This window comes from Agrilactobacillus composti DSM 18527 = JCM 14202 (assembly GCF_001436375.1).
Classification (GTDB): Bacteria; Bacillota; Bacilli; order Lactobacillales; family Lactobacillaceae; genus Agrilactobacillus; species Agrilactobacillus composti.
The window spans coordinates 1-19878 of sequence record NZ_AZGA01000003.1 but is presented as its reverse complement, the minus strand read 5'-3'; the positions used below and the strand labels follow the sequence as shown (position 1 = coordinate 19878).

Genomic DNA, 19878 nt, shown 5'->3' with positions numbered 1-19878 from the left:
ATCACACCAGAGAAATTTTTGTTTTTCTCTGGTGCTCTCTAAAGGGATAGTATCAGTATGAAGCCCGGTGGTTTTTTAGACCCTTTTATTGCTAAATTTGGTATGCTTAACCCATCTAAAAGGAAGAGGGGGCTAAGCTTATGCGCAGACCGCCTAAGCGGCACCGGGGTTCGGCCAAGACCCTATCTTTTGGCAGCGTCTTACTCTTGGGTATCAATGGCATCATTGGCTCAGGCATCTTTTTGCTACCCAGTACCTTGTATCAAACCGCCGGCGTTTGGAGTTTGGCGGCCATTGTGTTAGCCGGATTAGGCACCACCTTGATTGCTTTGAGCTATGCCGCCCTGGCCTCCAAAATTGATGATGATGGCGGGGCTTGGGTCTATGTGAACCGGGCCTTTGGGTCTTTTTTAGGGTTCCAAACAGGCTGGTTCGGCTGGTTTTTGGGGGTGATCACCATTGCCGCTGAGTTAGCGGCCTTTCTCACCACTCTGGGCGGCTTGGTGCCCGCCGTCAAAAATCGCTCCGTCTACATTGCCGTGGCCCTGGGCATCATTGCCATTTTAATCGTGATCAACTTAGTGGGACCCAGTGCACTGACAGCCATCGACAATATTTCCAGCGGGTTAAAAATTGCCATTTTGATTTTGGTGATTGCCGTGGGGGCCTTTTTCATTGGCCGTCATGGTTTGCAAACAGTTGCTGCCTCGACTTCTGGAACGGGCTTTCGCAGTGCTTTTGCCACCGCTTTTTACATGTTCACGGGGTTTTCTTTCCTGCCCGTAGCGGCTAAAAAAATGCGCAATCCGGAAAAAACCTTGCCCCGGGCGCTGATGGTGGTGATGTTGGCGGTCATCTCAGTCTACGGCCTGGCCCAATTGACCACCATGGCTATCTTGGGCGGGAGTTTAAGTCACGAAACCCTGCCGGTGGCCACGGCCATCGCCACGGTATTAGGCAGCGTGGGTAAATCAGTGGTCTTAGTGGGGATGTTGGTCTCTATTTTAGGGGTCGCCATTGCTGTTTCCTTTGATACACCCATTGAAATGGCTTCCTTAGCCACAGAAAAAGCGCTCTTGCCAGCTGTTTTTGGCCGCACCAATAAAGCCGGTGCGCCAGTTGTGGCCGTGTGGCTTACCATCGGTATCGCCGCTGTTTTGGTAGTGTCCGGGGGCTATTTATTCCTAGTGAATCTAATCGTCTTCAGTGCTTTCTTGCAGTACATCGTCACCATTTTGGCCTGGTTCAAACTGCGCCAGGCGCCGGATTTGCCCAAGGGGATGCACCTACCCGGCGGGGTCTTGTTGATGAGCTTAGCCTTAGCCTTGATTGCCTATTTAATGACCGGCTTTACTTGGGTGACCTGGCTGATTGCCATCGGGGTAGCTTTAATCGGTTGGCTCATATATGCCAAGGATGATCGGCGCCATTCGCCAACAAAATAGAGACCACCAAAATAATTTGGTTCAATAAAATTTAATATTTAGTTTCTCACATGAAAAACAGCAATGCAGCTGTTGTAAAACAGCATAGGCCTGTTTGGACGCCATAAGTGTCGTGAATAGCTGCCTAAAATGGCCGTATCTCAGTTTTCCGCACTTTCTGAGCTTTATTCATTGTGAAACCGCTCCATATTGTTATAATTAAAGAAGAAGACAGTAATGTGATAAAGTTCCTTAGTCAGGGACCACATTAATAATATATAGATTAGGAAGTGGGATTAAATGACTGACGTCTTAATTTTAGGTGCGGGCTATGCCGGCATTCGGGCGGCTAAAATGTTAGCGAAATATGCCCCCGCTGGTACCAATGTGACATTGATCGATAAGAACGTGGTGCATCAAGAAAAGACCCAATTACATGAGATTGCGGCAGGTACCATGCCTGTGGACAAAATCACATTTAATATTCGCGACGTTTTACCGAAATCAATCAATTTTGTACAGGCTGAGGTCAGCAAGGTCAATGTTGAAGATAAGACGGTGGACTTCACAGATCATGACACCATGCCGTATGATTATGTGCTGATTGCTTTGGGCTTTCGCTCGGAAGACTTTGGCTTACCTGGTGCGGCTGAAAATGCCCTGCCCCTAGAAGATGTGGCCACGGCGCAAAATATCTATGAAACCATCGAAGCCCATGTGGCCAACTTTGCCAAGTCTAAAGACCACAAAGATTTGACTATCATCGTGGCTGGCGCAGGTTTTACCGGCATCGAGCTGTTGGGCGAATTGACCCACACGGTGCCCGCGCTGCAAAAGAAATACAATACCCCAGATATCAAAGTGGTCTCCATGGAAATGGCCACGCGGATTTTACCAATGTTTGACGAGTCATTGGCGGAATATGCCATGAATTACCTTGAAGACAACGGCATTGATATGATGACCGGCACCAAGATCACGAAGATTGAACCCAATGCGGTGGTTTATGCCGATGGGGACAGTGAAAAACGGATTTATGGCAATACCATCATTTGGACGGTGGGGGTTTCTGGCAGTAAGGTCATCAGCGACTCTGGCTTTGAGCAACGCCGGGATCGGGTCATGGTGACTGAACACTTGAACTTAGCAGACCATCCGGAAGTCTTCTTGGCCGGGGATGACTCCGCTGTGATGGACCCAAGTACTGATCGGCCTTATCCAACCACTGCCCAGATTTCCACGAAACAAGGGGATGTGGCCGGCAAGAACATCGCCGCAGCCATCAGTGGACAAGCATTGACACCATTTACTTATGAAGCCGTGGGTACCGTGGCCTCTTTAGGGGGCAAGGACGGTATCGCCCAAGTGGGTGGCAAACAACGGAAGTATCGGGGCTTCATGGCCAAGATCTTGAAGAAAGCCGTTGTGGACAAGTCCTTATTAGACGACGCCAACTTGAGCACCATGCTTAAAAAGGGCCGTTTACCGTTATAAAATAATATCGGCATTACACTAAGAAGAGCCTGGAAAAGACGGATGTTGTAGTCTTGCCAGGCTTTTTTTGTTATCTAATGCTGGACTGAATGGTGGAGATTTTAAGAAAAACTAGGGAATAATTCTCAAAAAAATGATAGCGTTATCAAATAGTGTGCTATCCTTATAGAAGATAATTTCAGTATTATAAGAAACAGGGCAGGTAGGCACATGACTCAAAGCAAGCGCCGTCGGTTATTATTTATCCAGTTGATCTCAACGCAGAATTTGATTGTACCTATCAAGGTGCTCTTTTATCTGCACTTTTTTAATTCCTTATCAGCCATTTCTTTATACAAAACCTTTATGATCTTGGCTGCTTTTGTCATGGAGATACCTTCGGGCTACTTGGCTGGTAAATACGGCAATAAACTGACTTATGTGGCTTCTAAATACCTGATGATTCTGGCGCTACTGCTCAATTTGTTCAGTCCCAATTTTATCGGATTTATCCTAGCCAATCTAATGGCCGGCATAGCTGCTGCCTTTGACACTGGCAGTGGTCATACCTATTTTTTGAAATTGGCAGCGACTTATCATTTCAACTACGATCAAATCATCATCGACTACGCCAAGTGGTCTAATCTCGTGGCGTTAGGTCTCACCTTGGTGAGCTCGGTGCTATATGCGGTGAATATTTACGTCCCGTTTATCATCACGCTGTTTTTTTACGTTGCGGCCATCATCGCCTTAGCCCGCTTGCCCAAGGAAGTCCCAACGCCCCTAGCCCGGGACCAAACTGTCAAGAAAATAACCGTTCAAGTCATCAAACAATTGCTTGGCGAGAAGCAAGTCGTCTACTTACTGGTGATTTATGCCATCAATACTTCGCTATTGATCAGTAACTTTGATTACTATGCGGTGTTTTTCAAAAATCTGGGCATTCCCACCAAACTATTCGGCGCGATTTTTGCGACCTTTTCTATATTGGGCATATTGGGCGTTAAAGTCTTCGAGAAAGCAACGCACCCCTTGCTTACCCAAGCTTTGATCACCCTATTATTGCCCCTCACCTTTGTGGGCATTTATCGACAGCATTTGATTTTAGTGTTATTTAGCATTGTGATTCAGCAAATCATTTATGGCCTGCAAAACGTCAATTACAATGTTTCAGTTATCAATTCCATTGAAAATCTCCAAACCAGTGCCTACTATCAATCCATCATTTCTGTGACCAATACCATCATCAGAATCCTATTGACCGGCGCATTCACCTTGCTTTTGAGCCGATTACGCTTACCAGTTTTGTTCAATCTGATTGGGTTAAGCCTTTTTATCATAAACGCCTTGTATTGGGTAGTTTTGGCTAAACTAAAAAAAGAGCAGTCGGCAGGATAATATTGCTATTGAAGGTTTAATTCACAAAATAACATCAAAAAACTTGCTACATGTCAAACGTAGCAAGTTTTTAAGTGCCGCTAAATAAAGACCTATTTAATTTGGCAATAACGCCCATTGATTATTGTCACCTAAGCGGACGTAGAATTTACTGCCTTGGGATTGGTCGAATGAATTAAACCAGCGGAAAACATCAAATACTTGATACGAGCCGCTGGCGCCAATAGTACCAACTGGTTGTAATTGACCATTATAAAGCGTTGTACCAGCATCAAACCAATAATCTGGTTCAACTAAAGTGGCATACTTCGCATCGATCCATTGATTAGAGCCAACATCATAAGCAGCTGGCGTGTTTGTTTGATAGAAATTGGCACTTCTATTAATTTTCCAGACTCTAACCGTATCATCTAAGGTACTAATTTGTGTTGTCAATAAGGCATCGCTGTAAACGGGCGTATTAGCATGATCGGTATAAGCCATGGCGGTCAAGGGGCCGTCAGAGAAAGTCCTGAGATCTGTTGCTTTGACCCATTGGCCATTACCGAGGTCATAAGTAAAAGCAGTGCCATCTTTTTGGGCTACCCTAAAGACCTGCCATTGATCATAAAGTGTGGATAAAGTGGCCGAGGACTTGGTAGCAGCTGCATCTGAATAAATTGGAGCGGGTTGGTATCCAGAGTCGATGATGCCACTATGATTCGCGATGGAAAGTGCATCAGCTGTTGAACTAGCGGCTTTGACGTTAGTTGGATTTACAAAAGTAATGGCAAGTATAGCAATTAGTAATGCGACTACAAATTTGGAAATAAATGAGGTCCTTGATTTTAGATGACTCATAATATCAAATCTCCTTAGTGATAAAGCAATTAATTTAGTAGATATTATCGCAAACAACAACGCATTATCATAAACAACGCTTGAATCTATTGAGGCTACAGGCCTGATACTCTAAGATAACCATAAGCACGTGCTTGGAACTTACATCTCTGATCAAGATGTATAAATTTTAGCCGTTTAATGGCAGAAAGAAGTTTTAACTATGGCATCTGTAAAGATTATTGAAACAAGTGTTGCGTCAGGTAATACTGGTGGCGATATGTATGATTCCCCAAATGGCACATACATTAAAGCCTTAGCTTTAAATACGGATTGGGAATATTTTGATACGCAAACAGTTGACGGTCAAATTTGGTACGATTTAGGTGGCGATCAATGGATCAGTGAAATCTATGCCGCCCCTAATATCAATGACTTGGAAGTTCGCAGTGGAACTGCTAAAGTTGCAGATTTCACCACAGCAACAGTTTACTATTCCCCAAATGGCAGCGAAAATACCCAAGACAATCCAACACCATTACCCGAAAATAGTGAATGGGCTTATAACAAAGCCGCAACTGACAGCGAAGGCACAATTTGGTTTGATGTAGGCCGTTCTCAATGGGTTACCACCCAAGAAGTTGTGGATGAAGATGCTGGTGGTGATATTGAATGGAGCGGTTCAGGAATTTTCCAGTATCCCACATATTCTGATGGCGGGATTAATGCTGATATGATTCGACAGGCCGCTAGTGATATGTATACATCGGTAAGTGATGATCAAATCAATACAATCATGGCTGTTGCAGAACATGAGAGTGGTAATAACTCAAATAAGATTAATAATTGGGATAAAAATGCTCAAGAGGGGCATCCTTCAAAAGGCGTACTTCAATTCGTTGGTTATACGTTTGACCATTATCATGTTGCCAATCATGACAATATCTGGAGTAGTATGGATCAATTGTACGCGTTATTCAATGATGCAACTTGGGCTTCAGATATTTCCCTAGGTGGTTGGGCTCCTAATGGTCCAGTTCGATTCCCTGCTTAGCACTAACACTAATAGGTACGCAGCAGCAACGCACCTATAATTTAACTTTTGAGCACCTCGTAAAGAGGTGCTTTTTTGTTCTGTCCGGGTGTAATAAGATATCACTCTTCTTAGACAGCAGTTGCCAACGATAAAATTTATTACCTTACGAAGTGGAATTTACGAATTGGCATCAACTATCAACTAATTGAGACATAAAAATAAAAGTTTTTCTATTTCTACGACAAGTAAATCATAGTTCAAAACGAGGAGTTTATCAATTCTAGAATGCAATAAAAATTGACTCTGCGCTTAATATAAATTTGAATTACTTTATCAAGAATAGTATAATAATTAAATTCACAAAGGTGACTAAGAATTTACTGATTTCTGTATGCGCAAGAGCTTACAGAAATTTGAATTGCCGCTAGTAAGGTAAAAAGTTGATATAATTGGAAGGAACTTTTCTATGGAACCTCAAATCATTTCAATCTACAATGTAGATGACAACGCTGGTAGAAATTTTTCCATTTCAAAACTGGCACGCATTTTAAGCGATTCGACCCATAGTCGAATCTTGTTAATTGATTTAAATCCCAAGGCTAATCTTACCCTGAGTTTTGATGCCATTATTACATTAAAAGATCCAGTTGATAGTGCCTTGTACACCAAAAAGTTAGCTATCCGTAAGACTAAGTATGACAGTATAGATCTTGTACCAGCTGGGACGAAGGCGTCCTTAGCCAATGGCGTCAGTGCAATGTTATTTAGAAAATTTTTGAAGAATATTGAATACGATTACATAATCATGGACATTGCTAAGAAACCGGCTGAAGTCGCGGACTTAGGTATTAGAGCAAGCGACAGTCTGATTCTGCCGATATCTATGAATTTTCGAAGCTTGAGCACTATTCCTAAATTGAGTACGCGATTAGACGCTATGGCAGAGAATAACGACCATGAGATTAAAATTGCAGCCTTCATTGCCACTGACTATGACCCCAGAGTGGCAGACAAAGTACGGGCAGGCGCAGAAATTAGACATATCGCTAAAAAGATGGCGACAATAGTTCTGGGCACTGAAAATAAGGATTATGTTATTGTAGACGCATATACTGAGCCGGTTCTAAGATACAGGGAACTGGTTCAAGGTTTGCTTAATGGCTTATAAGTTACTAGATTAATGCTTATAATTCAAGGAAGAAGAGACATTTTTGGCTAGAAAGAAGTTCACTGTCATGTTAGTACTGTTATTTTTAACAGTAAGCGCTGTTTTAGTTCCAGCGAACATTGCTCGAGGAACCGAATATTTAACCCCGCTAATTGCTTTTGGTAATCAGACCTTTGGAACAAACTTGGGACCTGGTCCCTTTAAAGAAGCTGACGTCTATTATGATTACCCTACGGTGGCCACAGTTAATGGGGAGTGGGGCGCTAACGTTTTTAATGGGAATGATGACAACAAAGTTTTTGACAAAATTTTACCCGTTGGCTCACAATGGCAAGTTTATGGCTATACGTTGCGTACGGACGGCTGGTATTATTACGTTGGTGGTGATATGTGGCTTCAAGCAGATCAAGTCAAAGTACCCGCTTCAGATAGTTATGATGCACTTTTAAATGTTGAGGCTTTCCTAGGTGGACGAGGAACTAAGGATGATTATGCAGTCGCGTTTATTAGCGATGAATACGGTTTACATTATAAAGCTGCAAGATATGTTTACGATACGCTAAGTGGTGGCCCAATTTTTCAAATTACTCATATTTATAATGTATATGCCGATGGTCAAGTTTATAACATGGGAACTACCACATCAAGATTCTTTATGGATTAGGATCAGTAATTGTTGGTGGTGATCACCTTTATGCCGTTTATTTTGATGGACAGGTTTATGATGTGACAAATTTATCGATATCTTGAGGTAATAAATGTCACGTAATTTAATAGAGGAGATGGTAATATAATGAAGAAAAAATTCATAGTAGTGTTAACCTTACTTCTAGTTCCAATGGCCATCGTGTTCGCACCGACTACTATTGCTCAAGGAACCGAGTTCTTAGCGCCACAGCTTGATGTTGGTTATCAAGAATACAGTAAAGATGCTGGTCCCGGTCCCTTCAAGGAAGCCAATACTTATTATGACTACCCAACGGTAGCTACAGTTAACGGTGAGTGGGGTGCCAATGTTTTTTATGGTAATGATGACAGTAAGGTTTTTGACAGAATTTTACCTATAGGTTCACAATGGCAAGTTTATGGCTATACCTTACGTAAAGATGGTTGGTACTATGATGTTGGTGGTGATATGTGGCTTCAAGCTAATCAAGCTAAAGTACCCGTTTCAGATAATTATGATGCGCTTTTAAATGCAGAAGCTTTTATAGGGAGCATTGGAGCCCACGATGATTATCGCGTACTTCTTGTTAGGGATGAATATGGTGTGCATTATAAAGTGGGTCGTTTTATTTATGGCTATGTTTCTGGTAGTGCCATATTTGAAGATGCTTATCTTTACAATGTTTATGCTGATGGACAGGTCTATAGCATGGGACCCATATCAAGATATTAAGTTGCCTGTGTAAAGTAAACGGTAGACAAAAAGTCCAATCTCGAAAATTCGATAATCGAGATTGGACTTTTTTTATTTAGAGATTTGTTCAGGTGTTAGTTCAGTATATTGTCGTAATTAAGAATTCTGTGGTTTTTTATAGCTAACGGTATCATCTGACGTAAGCTCATAGGGCAAATTATAGGCATTTTGAGGATGGATCTCTTTGCGATTAAAGTTGAAACGTGCTAATGTCCCGTCGGTTGAACTTTCAGTCAATCGAGTAGCTGGTTCCATAATAACTAAACCTGCCGTATTAGCTGGTTCGAATCCAAAGTTGAATGCCATGCTAAAACCGGCTTTGCGTAAGGCTAACAAGGATTCGGAATTTCTTGAGCCTGTTGGATAAGCATATGATCGGACACTAGTTTGCCCTTGGCTTTCAATAGTGCTTTTTGAAGTATTAATTTGATCTTGAAGGTCGCCATAAGACAAACTGTTGTCAGCTATGTGCTTGACATTATGTGCGCCCAATGCAAATTGGTTATGATCCAGGTTTCTCAAAACAGTCCAAGCAGCATCATCAACATTGTCCGTTGTGATAAACAGGATAGCGTTGATACCATTATCTTCCATGATTTGAATGGCATTGAGGTTTGAATCACCTTCACCAATCCAGCTAGGATAAAAATCATCTAAAGTAATTAGAACGGCATTATCTGGTACGGCAGCCCCAGTAGTTAAAATATTGATTGCTTCAGTTTCTGTCAATGTGTACCAACCGTTATTGTGCAACCATTCCATATCATCTCTAAACTTGTTGATATCCAGATCATATTGCGTATCTACAGTATCAGAGAATTCATGGTAGGTCAGTACTGGTATTTTGGCACCATTATCATTACCTGTTGGCAGTGGTGACAGCCCCTTCATCAAGTCATCGTCACAGATGTAACCACCATCAACTTGGGAATATTGACGATTATTGACGGTAATAGAACCATCAGGAATATCAACGCCAGATGCATCGCCTAAAACGGTTTGTTCATCCGTAAATGGACTGCTTAATAAACTATAATCACCAGTTCCGGATAAAGATTGACCTAGAAGGTAATCATTATAGCTATTAGCATTTGCTGCCCAAGTGGTCAAATCATCACTGGATAAGTCGAAACGTTGAACCCAAGTGTTAACACCAACGCAGATAAAGTAGACATTATCGATTTGCTGAATGCCATTGGTCATAGGGCCATCACCATAATTATCGATTTTATAAGACAAAGTTGTTTGAATGGGAGTTCCTTGTTGCCGACCAAATTTGTAGGTAGTGTATGTTGCTTCACCAGCAGTACAGGGGATTTCACGGCCTACAAAGTCTCTTGTCGGGTCATTATAAACCGGGCTGTCAAGAATCCACATATCACCACCGACTTGAACGGCATTACAAGTGATTTGGCTTTGTGAATCTAATAAGATTGTATAAGTCATAAAAACTTTATACTGAGTATTAGGGGTTAAGAATTTAACCTGGTTGTCTTGAAAATAAGGTGTTAGTGGATATGAACTAAAACTATACGGTGGATGGTTTTCATCTGGGCCTGTCCAGTTATATGGCAACATTCTCCATAATAGTGTTTTATCAGTAATTGTTGCAGTGTCACGTGAATCATTTAGAGTGAAATAAGACATAATAACATTTCCTTTTCGATTAAATTTTGCTTTAGCTAAAGCACTTAAAACATATGTTATACAGACTTTAACACAGATAAATATGAAAGCAATATGTGTCGATATTTATTATGATAATATAATATTGTTTATGATAATATACGATATTGTCAGATTTTTTTAGAATAAACCTTATGTATTTTGAGTTGAAGGGTTTATTTTCGTGAAGTTATCTGAATTTAAAATACTTGTCTACCATTCTATTGCGTTCTTAGCAAGAATGCCTCTTATATAGAATGCCGCTTTTCAGCCGACTTGATTTCATCTTGAACAGTGGAATAAGAAAACGGTACAATACCTGTTGTTTTGAATTATGATATTGGAATCAAAAATACTTCTAGCAAGAACGTTTCCCACCATATTTATTGTGTCATTGACGTTTTTGAGTTGTTAACTAAAAGGGGCCGGGATAAAAATCGAATCCTTGATTGCAATATTGCCAATGGATAACAAGGGCAATTTATCAAGAGTGACTTTTGTTCCAGTCTCTTTTGTTAATCGTTTAGATAGGTGTCTTTAATCTACTTTTTTCTGCCAGGTTTAGGTCCAGTTTTCTTGTATTCTCGTGGCCTACCAGCATCTCTGTTAGCAAAGTGTTTAGCAAGAGCTGCTAATGCCTGATCGTGGTTCTTGATTTCATCAAGATAGTCGAGGGCTTGGGCTCGGTAGTTCGTGTATGTTTCTTTCTTGATTCCTAATTCATCCAGAACTGCATTATCAATTTTGTTGTGAATACGCGGAATTTCCGTAATCGTGTGATTTTGAAGCTTTATTAGAATGGCTTTAAAATCTTTGTAATCTGCTTCGGATGAATCAAACACAAAACGTATAGCGGCACTTACTCTGTTATTATCATTTGCGCCGCCCTTATTAGCTTTGCGCCATTTTTTCACACGAGTAGAATTTGTCGAGGTTGGTTTTCTAGGGGCAAGATGTTCTGCTTTTTAAGTTTTGCTCGCTGTTGATGTTTTTGACAGCGCTTGGCGGAAAACTCAAAGTTATCCGTGTTATATGCCTTAGGTGTATACCGGTGGACCGCACCAGATCTATTTCTGGCACGCATACTCTTTCGGCTTGCTTTGACTGTAGCCGCACATTTGAAATCAATTGACATAATGAAGACTCCTCATATTTTATTTACTAAGGAAAAAATTTTCACTTAGTAAATAAAATGTACTGCTAATCAGTTTAAATAAAACATAAATTATTATTTCGTATGATAATAGAGGCCGTATATTATCATACGTTTTCTAATTTTTGCTATTTCTTGGAATAAATGCCAAAAAATAGCGCTTTAAATTTGGTGGCAATCACCTGGTATAACAAGGGGTCATAAAAAACTAATTTCTGGTCTATTATTTAGCACAAATGGATCATGGACGGAATTTATTTATTATATTGTTTAATTAATATCAAAATATAATTAATAAAATATCCTGAAAGATATTTTATATTGCGATCGATTGCGAAGTGGCTTACTACATTTGGTATAAAAAAACGGTGATAGGCTAACCGGAAAATTGGCTTATCATCGTACTTTTAAAAAGAGATTATTTAAGTAGATTGTCTGAACTTAGCTTTACAAAACTGAAGATAATTATCATAAACTCACAAAAAGTGGGTTGCTATTATCACAAATCGAACTCATTGCTATTGTTTATTGCTGGCATTGCCATTATCATGACTGAGAACGCGCGTTTAAACATGGAATTCCAGTAATTAAATATTGGAAGAAGGAACTAACTTGAAAATCGATTGGAGCTTTATATTGTACCAAGTTGTATTGCCCATTGTGATCCTTGTGGTAAGTGGGTATGTCATCCCGCTGATCCGGAACTCTGCAAAAGTTCAAAAGAATAATCTAAAGAAACAAGGGCTTAATTCACTGGCAGATATCTTAAATGCACTTACAAAGATTGCTGAGGTACAAGTAACACAAACTGAGGCGAATAAATCTGTCGGTGCCACTGGCGTTGACAAAAAGCAAGCTGCAGTTCAGGCAACTAAAATTCAAGCTCAGAATTTAGGGCTTGATACGAAGCATGTAGATGTTCCGGCTATCGTTGAGGCGGCATTTTCTACCAAGAAACAAGAGTTGCATGCCAATTACAATCAAGACTCGGTTGCTAAGAATGCATCTGCTGCAAATACAACAAGAAATGGGGCGTGATAGCATGGCTAATTTATTTGCAGATGTGAGTTCATATCAACCAGATGAACTCACGTATATTAAAGATCTCGGGGCTATGGGTGTTGTGGTCAAAGCGACTCAAGGTAGCGCTGATGGTACTAACTACAAAAATCCAAAAGCACTCAATCAAACTCAGAGTGCACTTAAGGCTGGTTTGCAAACTCATTTGTATCATTATGCGTTATATACCGGTCAACAAGATGCCTATAACGAGGCGGACTTTTTTGACAGTTACGCTAAAGAACTGGGTTTTGATGGTGATTGCGTGATGGTGGTTGATGTAGAAGATCCAGGTATTGCCCAAACGGCCGTTTTTGATAATACCGTGGCCTTTTTACAGCGGTTGCGGGACTTAGGCTGGGCCAAATTAGCTGTCTACAGTATGGCCAGTTGGTTCTTACAAGATAAATTACCAACTGATGATGCAATTTGGGTAGCCAGCTATGATGTAGCGCAATCTGGCGTGGATGGGGCAACGGCTTGGCAGTTTACAAATAGTTACAATGGTCTGCCACTGGATATGTCCTATGACTATACTGGTCTATTTACTGTGGAACAATTTTAGATATCTTTGGAAATAAAATTTCGATCAGTAAAAACGCCCGGACAGAAATTTGTCCGGGCGTTTTTGAAAGGGGTGATAGAGCTTAAATTAACGGGAAAATTTAAGCGGTAAAGACGATTAATTAGTTCTTCTGCGATGATTACGATGCACCGAAGTCAGGGGGGATGTCTATATTCTTTTCAAGTTGCGTTCTCTTTGCAGATGTAATCATGAGAGAGAATGCTCAGATTCAATTATTGAGTGTTGTAATTACGTTGATTGGTATGTTAACTGTAATTACGAATAACCTTGAAAAATTTATTAAAGCAATGAAAAGATTGGTAGACGCTTGGCATAAATTAATTCAGGATATTAAAGACAAACACTCATAAGATTTAGCTATCCAGAAAATATCATTCACAGTAGCATGTGATCATCGAAAAAGACAGTGGAAATCAATTACACAATTGATTTCCACTACATAATTTCTCCGAAATAATTATCATAATATTTATCGTATTATCATAATATGCTTCAAAAACTATTGAAAGCTACAAGTGAATATAATAGTATAACATCAAGCACGTGCTTAGAACTTGCATCTCCGATCAAGATGTATAAAATTTTGTAGCCAATTAGTGGCAGAAAGAAGTTTTAACTATGGCATCTGTAAAGATTATTGATACAAGTGTTGCTTCAGGCGATACTGGTGGTGACGTATTTGATTCCCCTAATGGGACGTACGTCAAAGCTTTAGCTTTGAATACGGATTGGGAATACGAAGATACACAAACCGTTGATGGGCAAATTTGGTACGATTTAGGCGGTGACCAATGGATCAGTGAAATCTATGCCGCCCCTAATATCACAGACTTAGAAGTTCGCAGTGGGACTGCTAAAGTTGCAGGTTTTACCACAGCAACAGTTTACTATTCCACAAATGGCAGCGAAAATACCCAAGACAATCCAACACCATTGCCCGAAAATAGTGAATGGGCTTATAACAAAGCCGCAACTGACAGCGAAGGCACAATTTGGTTTGATGTGGGCCGTTCTCAATGGGTCACTACCCAAGAAGTTGTGGATGAAAGTGGAAGCGGGAGCACAAGTGAATGGGTTTATCCATTTGAAGCACCTTATGACAATGCTGATAATGTTTCCGGAGAACAAGATTTCGGATATACTCGACCTGGATGGTCTCATCCATTTCATGATGGGTTAGATTTTGGCGATGTTAACTATCCGCATAAAATCATTGCCGTACACAGTGGTACAATCGAACTAGCTGGTGATATTACGCCTGATCAATACCTCGGTTGGAACGGTAATTCAATGGAGTTAGCAATCGGTACATGGGTTGTTATTTTAAGAACTGATGAAGGTCACGATGTGATTTATCAAGAGTTCGCTGGCGGCAGAGCTGACATTTCAGTTTCACAAGGTCAACATGTCGATGCTGGCGATGAAATTGGATACTTGGATAATGGTGCGTTTAGTGGTGCTACGGAGAATAATAATGGTCTTGTCACCCACTTGCATTTAGGTATCTGCACAGGTACTTGGGCCAATGCAGTAGCAAATGGTGGTTCCTTTACTGAAAGTACATGGGTAAATCCTCGCAACATTCTTTAATGGTTGGATCTGAGTTCTAATGATAACTACCAATTTTTAATCGGTAAAGTCTGTATATTTCAATTTCCTCCTCGAATAATTAAAATATATTTGTATCTGAAGAAAATTACAGAATGTTTGGTATGTAAAATGGTGCTGAGTTCGCTTATAAAAGCGAATTTAGCATCATTTTTTTAATTCTTGAAAAATTAATATGTGTAAGGCTGATTTAAAATTACTTGAATGAGGTATAATAAATCTAGCTGCAATTTCTGACATACATAGGAGGAGGATTTTTAAAATGTCAAAACGGATTAGAACTGCAAGAAGACGGCTTATTGTGCCACTTTTTTTACTTGGAGTTGTCATGTTTTTAGCGACTTCAAGCGGTATAACTAAAGCAGATAAGCTGACTATCAAGGATATTGATACAACCTTCACTTCAAAGAATCAACCAATTTCAATTTACTCTGATCCAGAAACTACTCAAAATACTGGAAGAACTTTAAACATAGATGTAAATACTTGGAGAACATTTCAAGCTGCTTATAATGGTAACTATGCGACTGCATTTAATCTTGGCGGCAGTCAGTGGGTAAAGGCCTCAGATAGTCGACCTAATGAGTTAAACGTTAACCCAAATGGTTCTTTTCGAGAATTTTATTCAAATGGGGAAGCTACAACTATTTATAGTGACCCTTATCTGACACAAGCCATTGGTAAGCTCGATCCAAGTATTAGTCATTGGGAAATTATCCGTGTCTCAAACCCAACACAGGCGGATGGAACTTACTCTTTTGACTTGGGTAATAATCAATGGGTTGGCACAACTGAAAATGCCAGAGCTATTAATCAAACATTGTTCTTCCAAACGGGCACGAAGTTATTTAACAGCGCTGGGCAGGCAACGCAAACCATTGATAATCCTCAGCATTTTACCTACCAAATATTTGATGTAAAAACTATTAATGATGGTATTTATGTCAACCTTGGTAATGATAGTCAATGGGCTCTCTTTGATTCCGGCACACCATATTAATGGTAGGAAGAGGTTGGAGAATTTTCAGCCCCTTTTTACGTTGTGGAGGTTGGAAGTACAGTGCTTGTCCTCGATTTAACAATGATCATCAGTGATTTGATATGAAAACTTTAGACAGCACGTCCTCACGAAAGCAGGTATTAAAATGATGAGAAAACGTATTAAGCTATTAGCAGGATTATTAGTTGTTTTTGGACTTGCATTAACAACTGGTGTTACTTCACCGAAGACATTTGTTTTTGCAGCAGGAACAGATGCAACGGCTTCAAGCCTAACGATAACGACACAGAAAGAATGGGCTGCTGTACATACCAACAGTGAGCCGGTTCCTGTGTACACGGATGCGGCGACGACGAAGCCGTCAGGTGTTAATTTAACGACACCGTATAGCACCTGGAGAATAACGCGAACGGCGGCTGGCACAAGTGGCAAAGTAGTGGCCTATGATCTAGGTTCCAACCAATGGGTTAAAGCGGCCGATGTCACACCTTCGTATGGCAGCAATCTTACAGTTTCTGATATGCCTCAAGGGTCCGTGGTGTATTCAGACTTTAAAGATGTTACTGTCTACAGTGATATGCAAGCAACAAAGCCAGTCGGCAAATTAAGTACCAGTTATGATGAATGGACGGCAACACAAGTAGCTAACGACAATTATTATGGGGCTTTTACTTATAATCTTGGCAACAGTCAATGGGTCAAGGTTAGTGATATTTCGTTAACGAAGCCCGCTAGCGGTGTTATTGTTGTTAATGCCGGGACAAGTGTTTTTGATTCTGTTGGGAAATATACTGGTACGATAACAGACCCTGGGGCTTATAAAGTCTTCAATGTCAGTTATATAAACGGTAAACAATCTCTTCAAGTTGGCGATTTTTATCAGTGGGTAGCAGCTTCTGATGGTGCTTATTATCCAGATTAGAAATACGTTACTGTGCACAAAAGGAATAGTATCAGAATAATCAAATTGAAGGTAAACCGCGTTGCTTTAGATGCGGTTTATTTTTTATGGTTTGCGCAATTTCCTATGAGGTTGTGGCATGAGACATCAAGCACTTTTAGGGCCGATTTTTTAATTTCTAAATCACACACAACAACAGAATTTCTTTGCGTAGTATATATGTAGCACGGTAAGGTGGTGATTAAAGAGTGATCGATATGGTTAAATTTAAAAATGACAATGTTTTATTGCGGGTTTGTAATGTGATTTATCTCGAACCGCAAGGACATATGGAGGAATTTTCAAGTGAAGTTGAGGCGATTTTCGAATTTGAATTCTTGAAATTGGCTATAAGCAATGGCTTAGAGTAACAGTTAATTTTAGATTGTTTAGTTGCACTAGCAACGAACCGATTCTTTCTGGGATTGACCTATGCCAAATGAAAAAATGGGCGAGAACACAATGACTACAGCAAGGACCATCTGAATTAGGTGAAGACAACACAGTCTAATTCAGGTGGCCCTTTTCATTTATCGTGGCAGTCATCATTCGCTTGTAGTGACTCGTAAGCAGATGCAAAAGATCAGTTAATCCTGGATTATTCGCTCATGAATCGAAACGCAAATAATCAGCGCTGACTCACAATTTTGAATCGTAAAATACAATGGGAATCAAAAAATTAGTCATTTGATCTGTAGCTTTATCGTAGCACAGAATGACTGCGGGACTTTACCGTATGGGTGATGGCTTCAAAATGAGTAAGACGGTGCAACTAAAGAAGTTGCACCGCTTTTTATATTTTTTAGTGAATATTTCAGATTTAACGATATTGAACAATCACTTAGAAAAAATAGGGGATGTCAAAAAACAATCTAACATTCAGTACATAACCTACTCGGAATATTATCACAATATCAATATATTATCACAATGTAATTCAAATGCTATTGTAAGTTGCATATCGATATAATATTATAACATCAAGCACGTGCTTAGTCCTTGCATCTCCGATCAAGATGCTAATTAATTTGAGCCTTAATGGCAGAAAGAAGTTTTTTAAATGGCAAATGTAACAGTAACTTCAAGTGATAGTGCAAAACTCTGGGATGCGGTCAATGGTAATGTTGTTCGTACCTTAGACTTCGGCACTGAATGGGAATATTTTAGTGAATCATCCGACGAATATGGTGTTAATTGGTACAATGTTGGTACTGATGAATACGTAACAGACCTTGATGTTTCCGAATCTGTTCAAAGTGTTTCACAAGAATCAGGTACGTTAACGGTCACAGCTGCCGGTATTATGGCACAATATTCTGTTAATGGTCGGCCTTGGCAAAATAAAGACGCCTTAACTCAAGGTGAGCAGTATCAATACTTTACTGTGGCAATTGACAGCTGGGGTGGTTATAACTATGACCTTGGTGGTAACCAATGGGTTCAAGGTACAAATACCAATGATCCAGCTAATCCTAATAGTGCCCAAGGGACTTATGTGGAGATTTCATTTTATGATCCACGTTTAACTAACCCTGATATGGATTACTCTGGGGTAGCCGCTAACCTCAATGTTTTTCCTCGTGGCACACGATTAAAAATTGTACTCGATGATCCCTTAGATGGCCAAACTGTAATTGAGCGGGTTGTCAATGATACGGGGACTTACGGTATTGATCATCCTTATTGGTTAGATATTGCATGGCCTAATAACGATATTCCTTCATATGGACGTACCCATGCAACGGTCTATGTTGAATCCTAATATTCATTTTATTTTGAATTGCTTTTCATGACATCTAAATTCCTCCTCAAATAAATTTATTGATATATAAAAGTTAATTCCAGAATATGAATATAAGCAGAAATGATGCTAAGTTTACTTGTCAGCGGTGAACTTAGCATCATTTTTGTTTTTTAGATTTGGATATTTAAGTTTACCAGGATCATTATTTGAGTTGCGATGGTTGAATCGGTTTTGCGTGTATAGAAATTTGAATAATACTCAGGTTCACAGTGAAATCACAGAAATTACCATTATTTTTAAAAAACACTGGAATGATGGTGTGACAAATAACTGAGAGGTTATGTACAGTTTTAAAAAATCCTCAATTGGTTAACGTTTTTCAGCTAGGGTGATGACTGGATTTGTCTAAGAGCCACCAAAATTGACTGTCATAAGGATTGCTCTTCGTCAAGTGGATCCACACCGCCGCATATTTTGGGTGCGCGGCATACATAGATAATGCAGCGTAACTCAAGGAGTTACGTCTTTTATTTTATTATGAACGAATAATTCAGGAGTCATTATTTTACAGACTATGGCGGGAAAGTAATTGTAACTACCATATGGATTACCTGAACTACTCAAAAATTTTGCCATCTAACATAAAACTGGTAATCTTAAATTGAGACTAAAATGTGACTATCCTATTTGGAGGGGATTGTTTATGAAACATAGAAAAATCATCATGTTATTGTTGTCCGGCTTCTTACTGATTGGCATATTTATTCCAACACAGTCCGCTAAAGCTGAAGCGTATAAAAAAATTGATCAGTTCTACGATTACGATTCTGTCGCTACCATCAACGGTACTTGGGGCGCCAATCTTTATATCAACAATGACAGTCACAAAGAGTTTGATCGAATATTGCCTAAAGACACGCAATGGCAGATCTTTGGTTATACCAAACGCAAAGATGGCTTTTATTATTGGGCTGGTGGCGATCAATGGATTCAGGCTAACCAAGCTATCGTCCATGTTGACAATAAATCTGATGCTATCTTGAATGTCGTGGCTAAGTATGGTGATAGCAATAATCCTGATACATGGTGGCTATCAGATCATATTTCTAATGGCTACTGGGGCACTGACTACTGGCGGGTTAAAGAAATGACGATCATTGGTGTATCATACATATATCAATACGTTGTTTATCCTGATGGTTCTTCTTATCGACTCGATAATAGCGATAATCCCATGTGATTTAATGGCTCATCTGACTATTAGATAACCAGAAGGATCAAACCTAATGGGAAGCCTAATAAAAAACACACATTCTATCGAAATGTGTGTTCAGATTGAAGACAAACTATACTTTTTCGTTAAAGTTGTAGTTTGTCTTTTTATT

Annotated in this window: 17 protein-coding genes; 14 read left to right on the top strand and 3 right to left on the bottom strand. The window is 39.9% G+C overall.

Annotated elements, in window-relative coordinates:
* The first annotated feature begins 140 nt into the window (after positions 1 to 140).
* The 3 genes from FC83_RS01965 to FC83_RS01955 all read left to right on the top strand — a co-directional run bounded on the left by FC83_RS01965 (position 141) and on the right by FC83_RS01955 (position 4295).
* The gene (locus FC83_RS01965; RefSeq protein WP_057002318.1) at positions 141 to 1445 is read left to right on the top strand and encodes an APC family permease; all 1305 of its coding nucleotides are present in this window, start codon (positions 141 to 143) and stop codon (positions 1443 to 1445) included.
* A gap of 279 nt (positions 1446 to 1724) precedes the next feature.
* Positions 1725 to 2918, top strand: a complete 1194-nt coding sequence (locus tag FC83_RS01960) for an NAD(P)/FAD-dependent oxidoreductase (RefSeq protein ID WP_035455864.1) — start codon at positions 1725 to 1727, stop codon at positions 2916 to 2918.
* Between the two features lie 210 nt (positions 2919 to 3128).
* On the top strand, positions 3129 to 4295 hold the full coding sequence (locus FC83_RS01955; protein WP_035455862.1) for an MFS transporter: 1167 nt from the start codon (positions 3129 to 3131) through the stop codon (positions 4293 to 4295).
* Positions 4296 to 4391: 96 nt separating this feature from the next.
* Here FC83_RS01955 and FC83_RS01950 read toward each other — a convergent pair whose 3' ends face one another.
* The gene (locus tag FC83_RS01950; protein ID WP_035455859.1) at positions 4392 to 5135 is read right to left on the bottom strand and encodes a hypothetical protein; all 744 of its coding nucleotides are present in this window, start codon (positions 5133 to 5135) and stop codon (positions 4392 to 4394) included.
* Between the two features lie 202 nt (positions 5136 to 5337).
* Here FC83_RS01950 and FC83_RS01945 point away from each other — a divergent pair, with 202 nt between their 5' ends.
* The 4 genes from FC83_RS01945 to FC83_RS01930 all read left to right on the top strand — a co-directional run bounded on the left by FC83_RS01945 (position 5338) and on the right by FC83_RS01930 (position 8717).
* The gene (locus FC83_RS01945; RefSeq protein ID WP_057002317.1) at positions 5338 to 6168 is read left to right on the top strand and encodes a lysozyme family protein; all 831 of its coding nucleotides are present in this window, start codon (positions 5338 to 5340) and stop codon (positions 6166 to 6168) included.
* A 448-nt stretch (positions 6169 to 6616) separates the two neighbouring features.
* Positions 6617 to 7318: a ParA family protein gene (locus FC83_RS01940; protein WP_035455852.1), complete on the top strand. Its 702-nt coding sequence runs from the start codon at positions 6617 to 6619 to the stop codon at positions 7316 to 7318.
* 43 nt (positions 7319 to 7361) lie between these two features.
* Entirely contained in the window at positions 7362 to 7982 is a 621-nt protein-coding gene (locus tag FC83_RS01935; RefSeq protein ID WP_152537807.1) for a hypothetical protein, read from the top strand.
* 129 nt (positions 7983 to 8111) lie between these two features.
* Positions 8112 to 8717 carry a hypothetical protein gene (locus FC83_RS01930; protein WP_035455848.1) on the top strand — a complete coding sequence of 202 codons (606 nt, stop codon included), beginning with the start codon at positions 8112 to 8114 and terminating at the stop codon, positions 8715 to 8717.
* Between the two features lie 117 nt (positions 8718 to 8834).
* On the opposite strand, the gene FC83_RS01925 is transcribed toward FC83_RS01930, so the two are convergent.
* Together FC83_RS01925 and FC83_RS01920 are read right to left on the bottom strand one after the other, a co-directional pair.
* Positions 8835 to 10385 carry a polysaccharide deacetylase family protein gene (locus tag FC83_RS01925; RefSeq protein WP_081763213.1) on the bottom strand — a complete coding sequence of 517 codons (1551 nt, stop codon included), beginning with the start codon at positions 10383 to 10385 and terminating at the stop codon, positions 8835 to 8837.
* 560 nt (positions 10386 to 10945) lie between these two features.
* Positions 10946 to 11317, bottom strand: coding sequence for a hypothetical protein (locus tag FC83_RS01920; protein ID WP_035455846.1), 372 nt, complete (start codon positions 11315 to 11317; stop codon positions 10946 to 10948).
* A gap of 851 nt (positions 11318 to 12168) precedes the next feature.
* On the opposite strand from FC83_RS01920, the gene FC83_RS16980 reads away from it, so the two are divergent.
* The 7 genes from FC83_RS16980 (at position 12169) to FC83_RS01875 (ending at position 19733) form a co-directional block, all read left to right on the top strand.
* Positions 12169 to 12594, top strand: coding sequence for a phage holin, LLH family (locus tag FC83_RS16980; RefSeq protein WP_035455844.1), 426 nt, complete (start codon positions 12169 to 12171; stop codon positions 12592 to 12594).
* A gap of 4 nt (positions 12595 to 12598) precedes the next feature.
* The gene (locus tag FC83_RS01905) at positions 12599 to 13180 is read left to right on the top strand and encodes a GH25 family lysozyme (protein ID WP_052005079.1); all 582 of its coding nucleotides are present in this window, start codon (positions 12599 to 12601) and stop codon (positions 13178 to 13180) included.
* Positions 13181 to 13819: 639 nt separating this feature from the next.
* Positions 13820 to 14791: a M23 family metallopeptidase gene (locus FC83_RS01895; protein ID WP_057002316.1), complete on the top strand. Its 972-nt coding sequence runs from the start codon at positions 13820 to 13822 to the stop codon at positions 14789 to 14791.
* 280 nt (positions 14792 to 15071) lie between these two features.
* Complete coding sequence (locus FC83_RS01890) at positions 15072 to 15809, top strand: hypothetical protein (RefSeq protein WP_057002315.1); 738 nt, start codon at positions 15072 to 15074, stop codon at positions 15807 to 15809.
* A 145-nt stretch (positions 15810 to 15954) separates the two neighbouring features.
* Positions 15955 to 16731, top strand: coding sequence for a hypothetical protein (locus FC83_RS01885; protein WP_035455834.1), 777 nt, complete (start codon positions 15955 to 15957; stop codon positions 16729 to 16731).
* Positions 16732 to 17809: 1078 nt separating this feature from the next.
* Positions 17810 to 18511: a hypothetical protein gene (locus tag FC83_RS01880; RefSeq protein WP_052005078.1), complete on the top strand. Its 702-nt coding sequence runs from the start codon at positions 17810 to 17812 to the stop codon at positions 18509 to 18511.
* A gap of 685 nt (positions 18512 to 19196) precedes the next feature.
* Positions 19197 to 19733, top strand: a complete 537-nt coding sequence (locus tag FC83_RS01875; protein ID WP_035455831.1) for a hypothetical protein — start codon at positions 19197 to 19199, stop codon at positions 19731 to 19733.
* The last annotated feature ends 145 nt before the right edge of the window (positions 19734 to 19878 follow it).

Excerpts from the sequence above, each read along its gene's own strand:
- FC83_RS01965 (WP_057002318.1), top strand. The coding sequence starts at position 141 with ATGCGCAGACCGCCTAAGCGGCACCGGGGTTCGGCCAAGACCCTATCT.
- FC83_RS01960 (WP_035455864.1), top strand. The coding sequence starts at position 1,725 with ATGACTGACGTCTTAATTTTAGGTGCGGGCTATGCCGGCATTCGGGCG.
- FC83_RS01955 (WP_035455862.1), top strand. The coding sequence starts at position 3,129 with ATGACTCAAAGCAAGCGCCGTCGGTTATTATTTATCCAGTTGATCTCA.
- FC83_RS01950 (WP_035455859.1), bottom strand. The coding sequence starts at position 5,135 with ATGAGTCATCTAAAATCAAGGACCTCATTTATTTCCAAATTTGTAGTC.
- FC83_RS01945 (WP_057002317.1), top strand. The coding sequence starts at position 5,338 with ATGGCATCTGTAAAGATTATTGAAACAAGTGTTGCGTCAGGTAATACT.
- FC83_RS01940 (WP_035455852.1), top strand. The coding sequence starts at position 6,617 with ATGGAACCTCAAATCATTTCAATCTACAATGTAGATGACAACGCTGGT.
- FC83_RS01930 (WP_035455848.1), top strand. The coding sequence starts at position 8,112 with ATGAAGAAAAAATTCATAGTAGTGTTAACCTTACTTCTAGTTCCAATG.
- FC83_RS01925 (WP_081763213.1), bottom strand. The coding sequence starts at position 10,385 with ATGTCTTATTTCACTCTAAATGATTCACGTGACACTGCAACAATTACT.
- FC83_RS01905 (WP_052005079.1), top strand. The coding sequence starts at position 12,599 with ATGGCTAATTTATTTGCAGATGTGAGTTCATATCAACCAGATGAACTC.
- FC83_RS01895 (WP_057002316.1), top strand. The coding sequence starts at position 13,820 with ATGGCATCTGTAAAGATTATTGATACAAGTGTTGCTTCAGGCGATACT.
- FC83_RS01890 (WP_057002315.1), top strand. The coding sequence starts at position 15,072 with ATGTCAAAACGGATTAGAACTGCAAGAAGACGGCTTATTGTGCCACTT.
- FC83_RS01885 (WP_035455834.1), top strand. The coding sequence starts at position 15,955 with ATGATGAGAAAACGTATTAAGCTATTAGCAGGATTATTAGTTGTTTTT.
- FC83_RS01880 (WP_052005078.1), top strand. The coding sequence starts at position 17,810 with ATGGCAAATGTAACAGTAACTTCAAGTGATAGTGCAAAACTCTGGGAT.
- FC83_RS01875 (WP_035455831.1), top strand. The coding sequence starts at position 19,197 with ATGAAACATAGAAAAATCATCATGTTATTGTTGTCCGGCTTCTTACTG.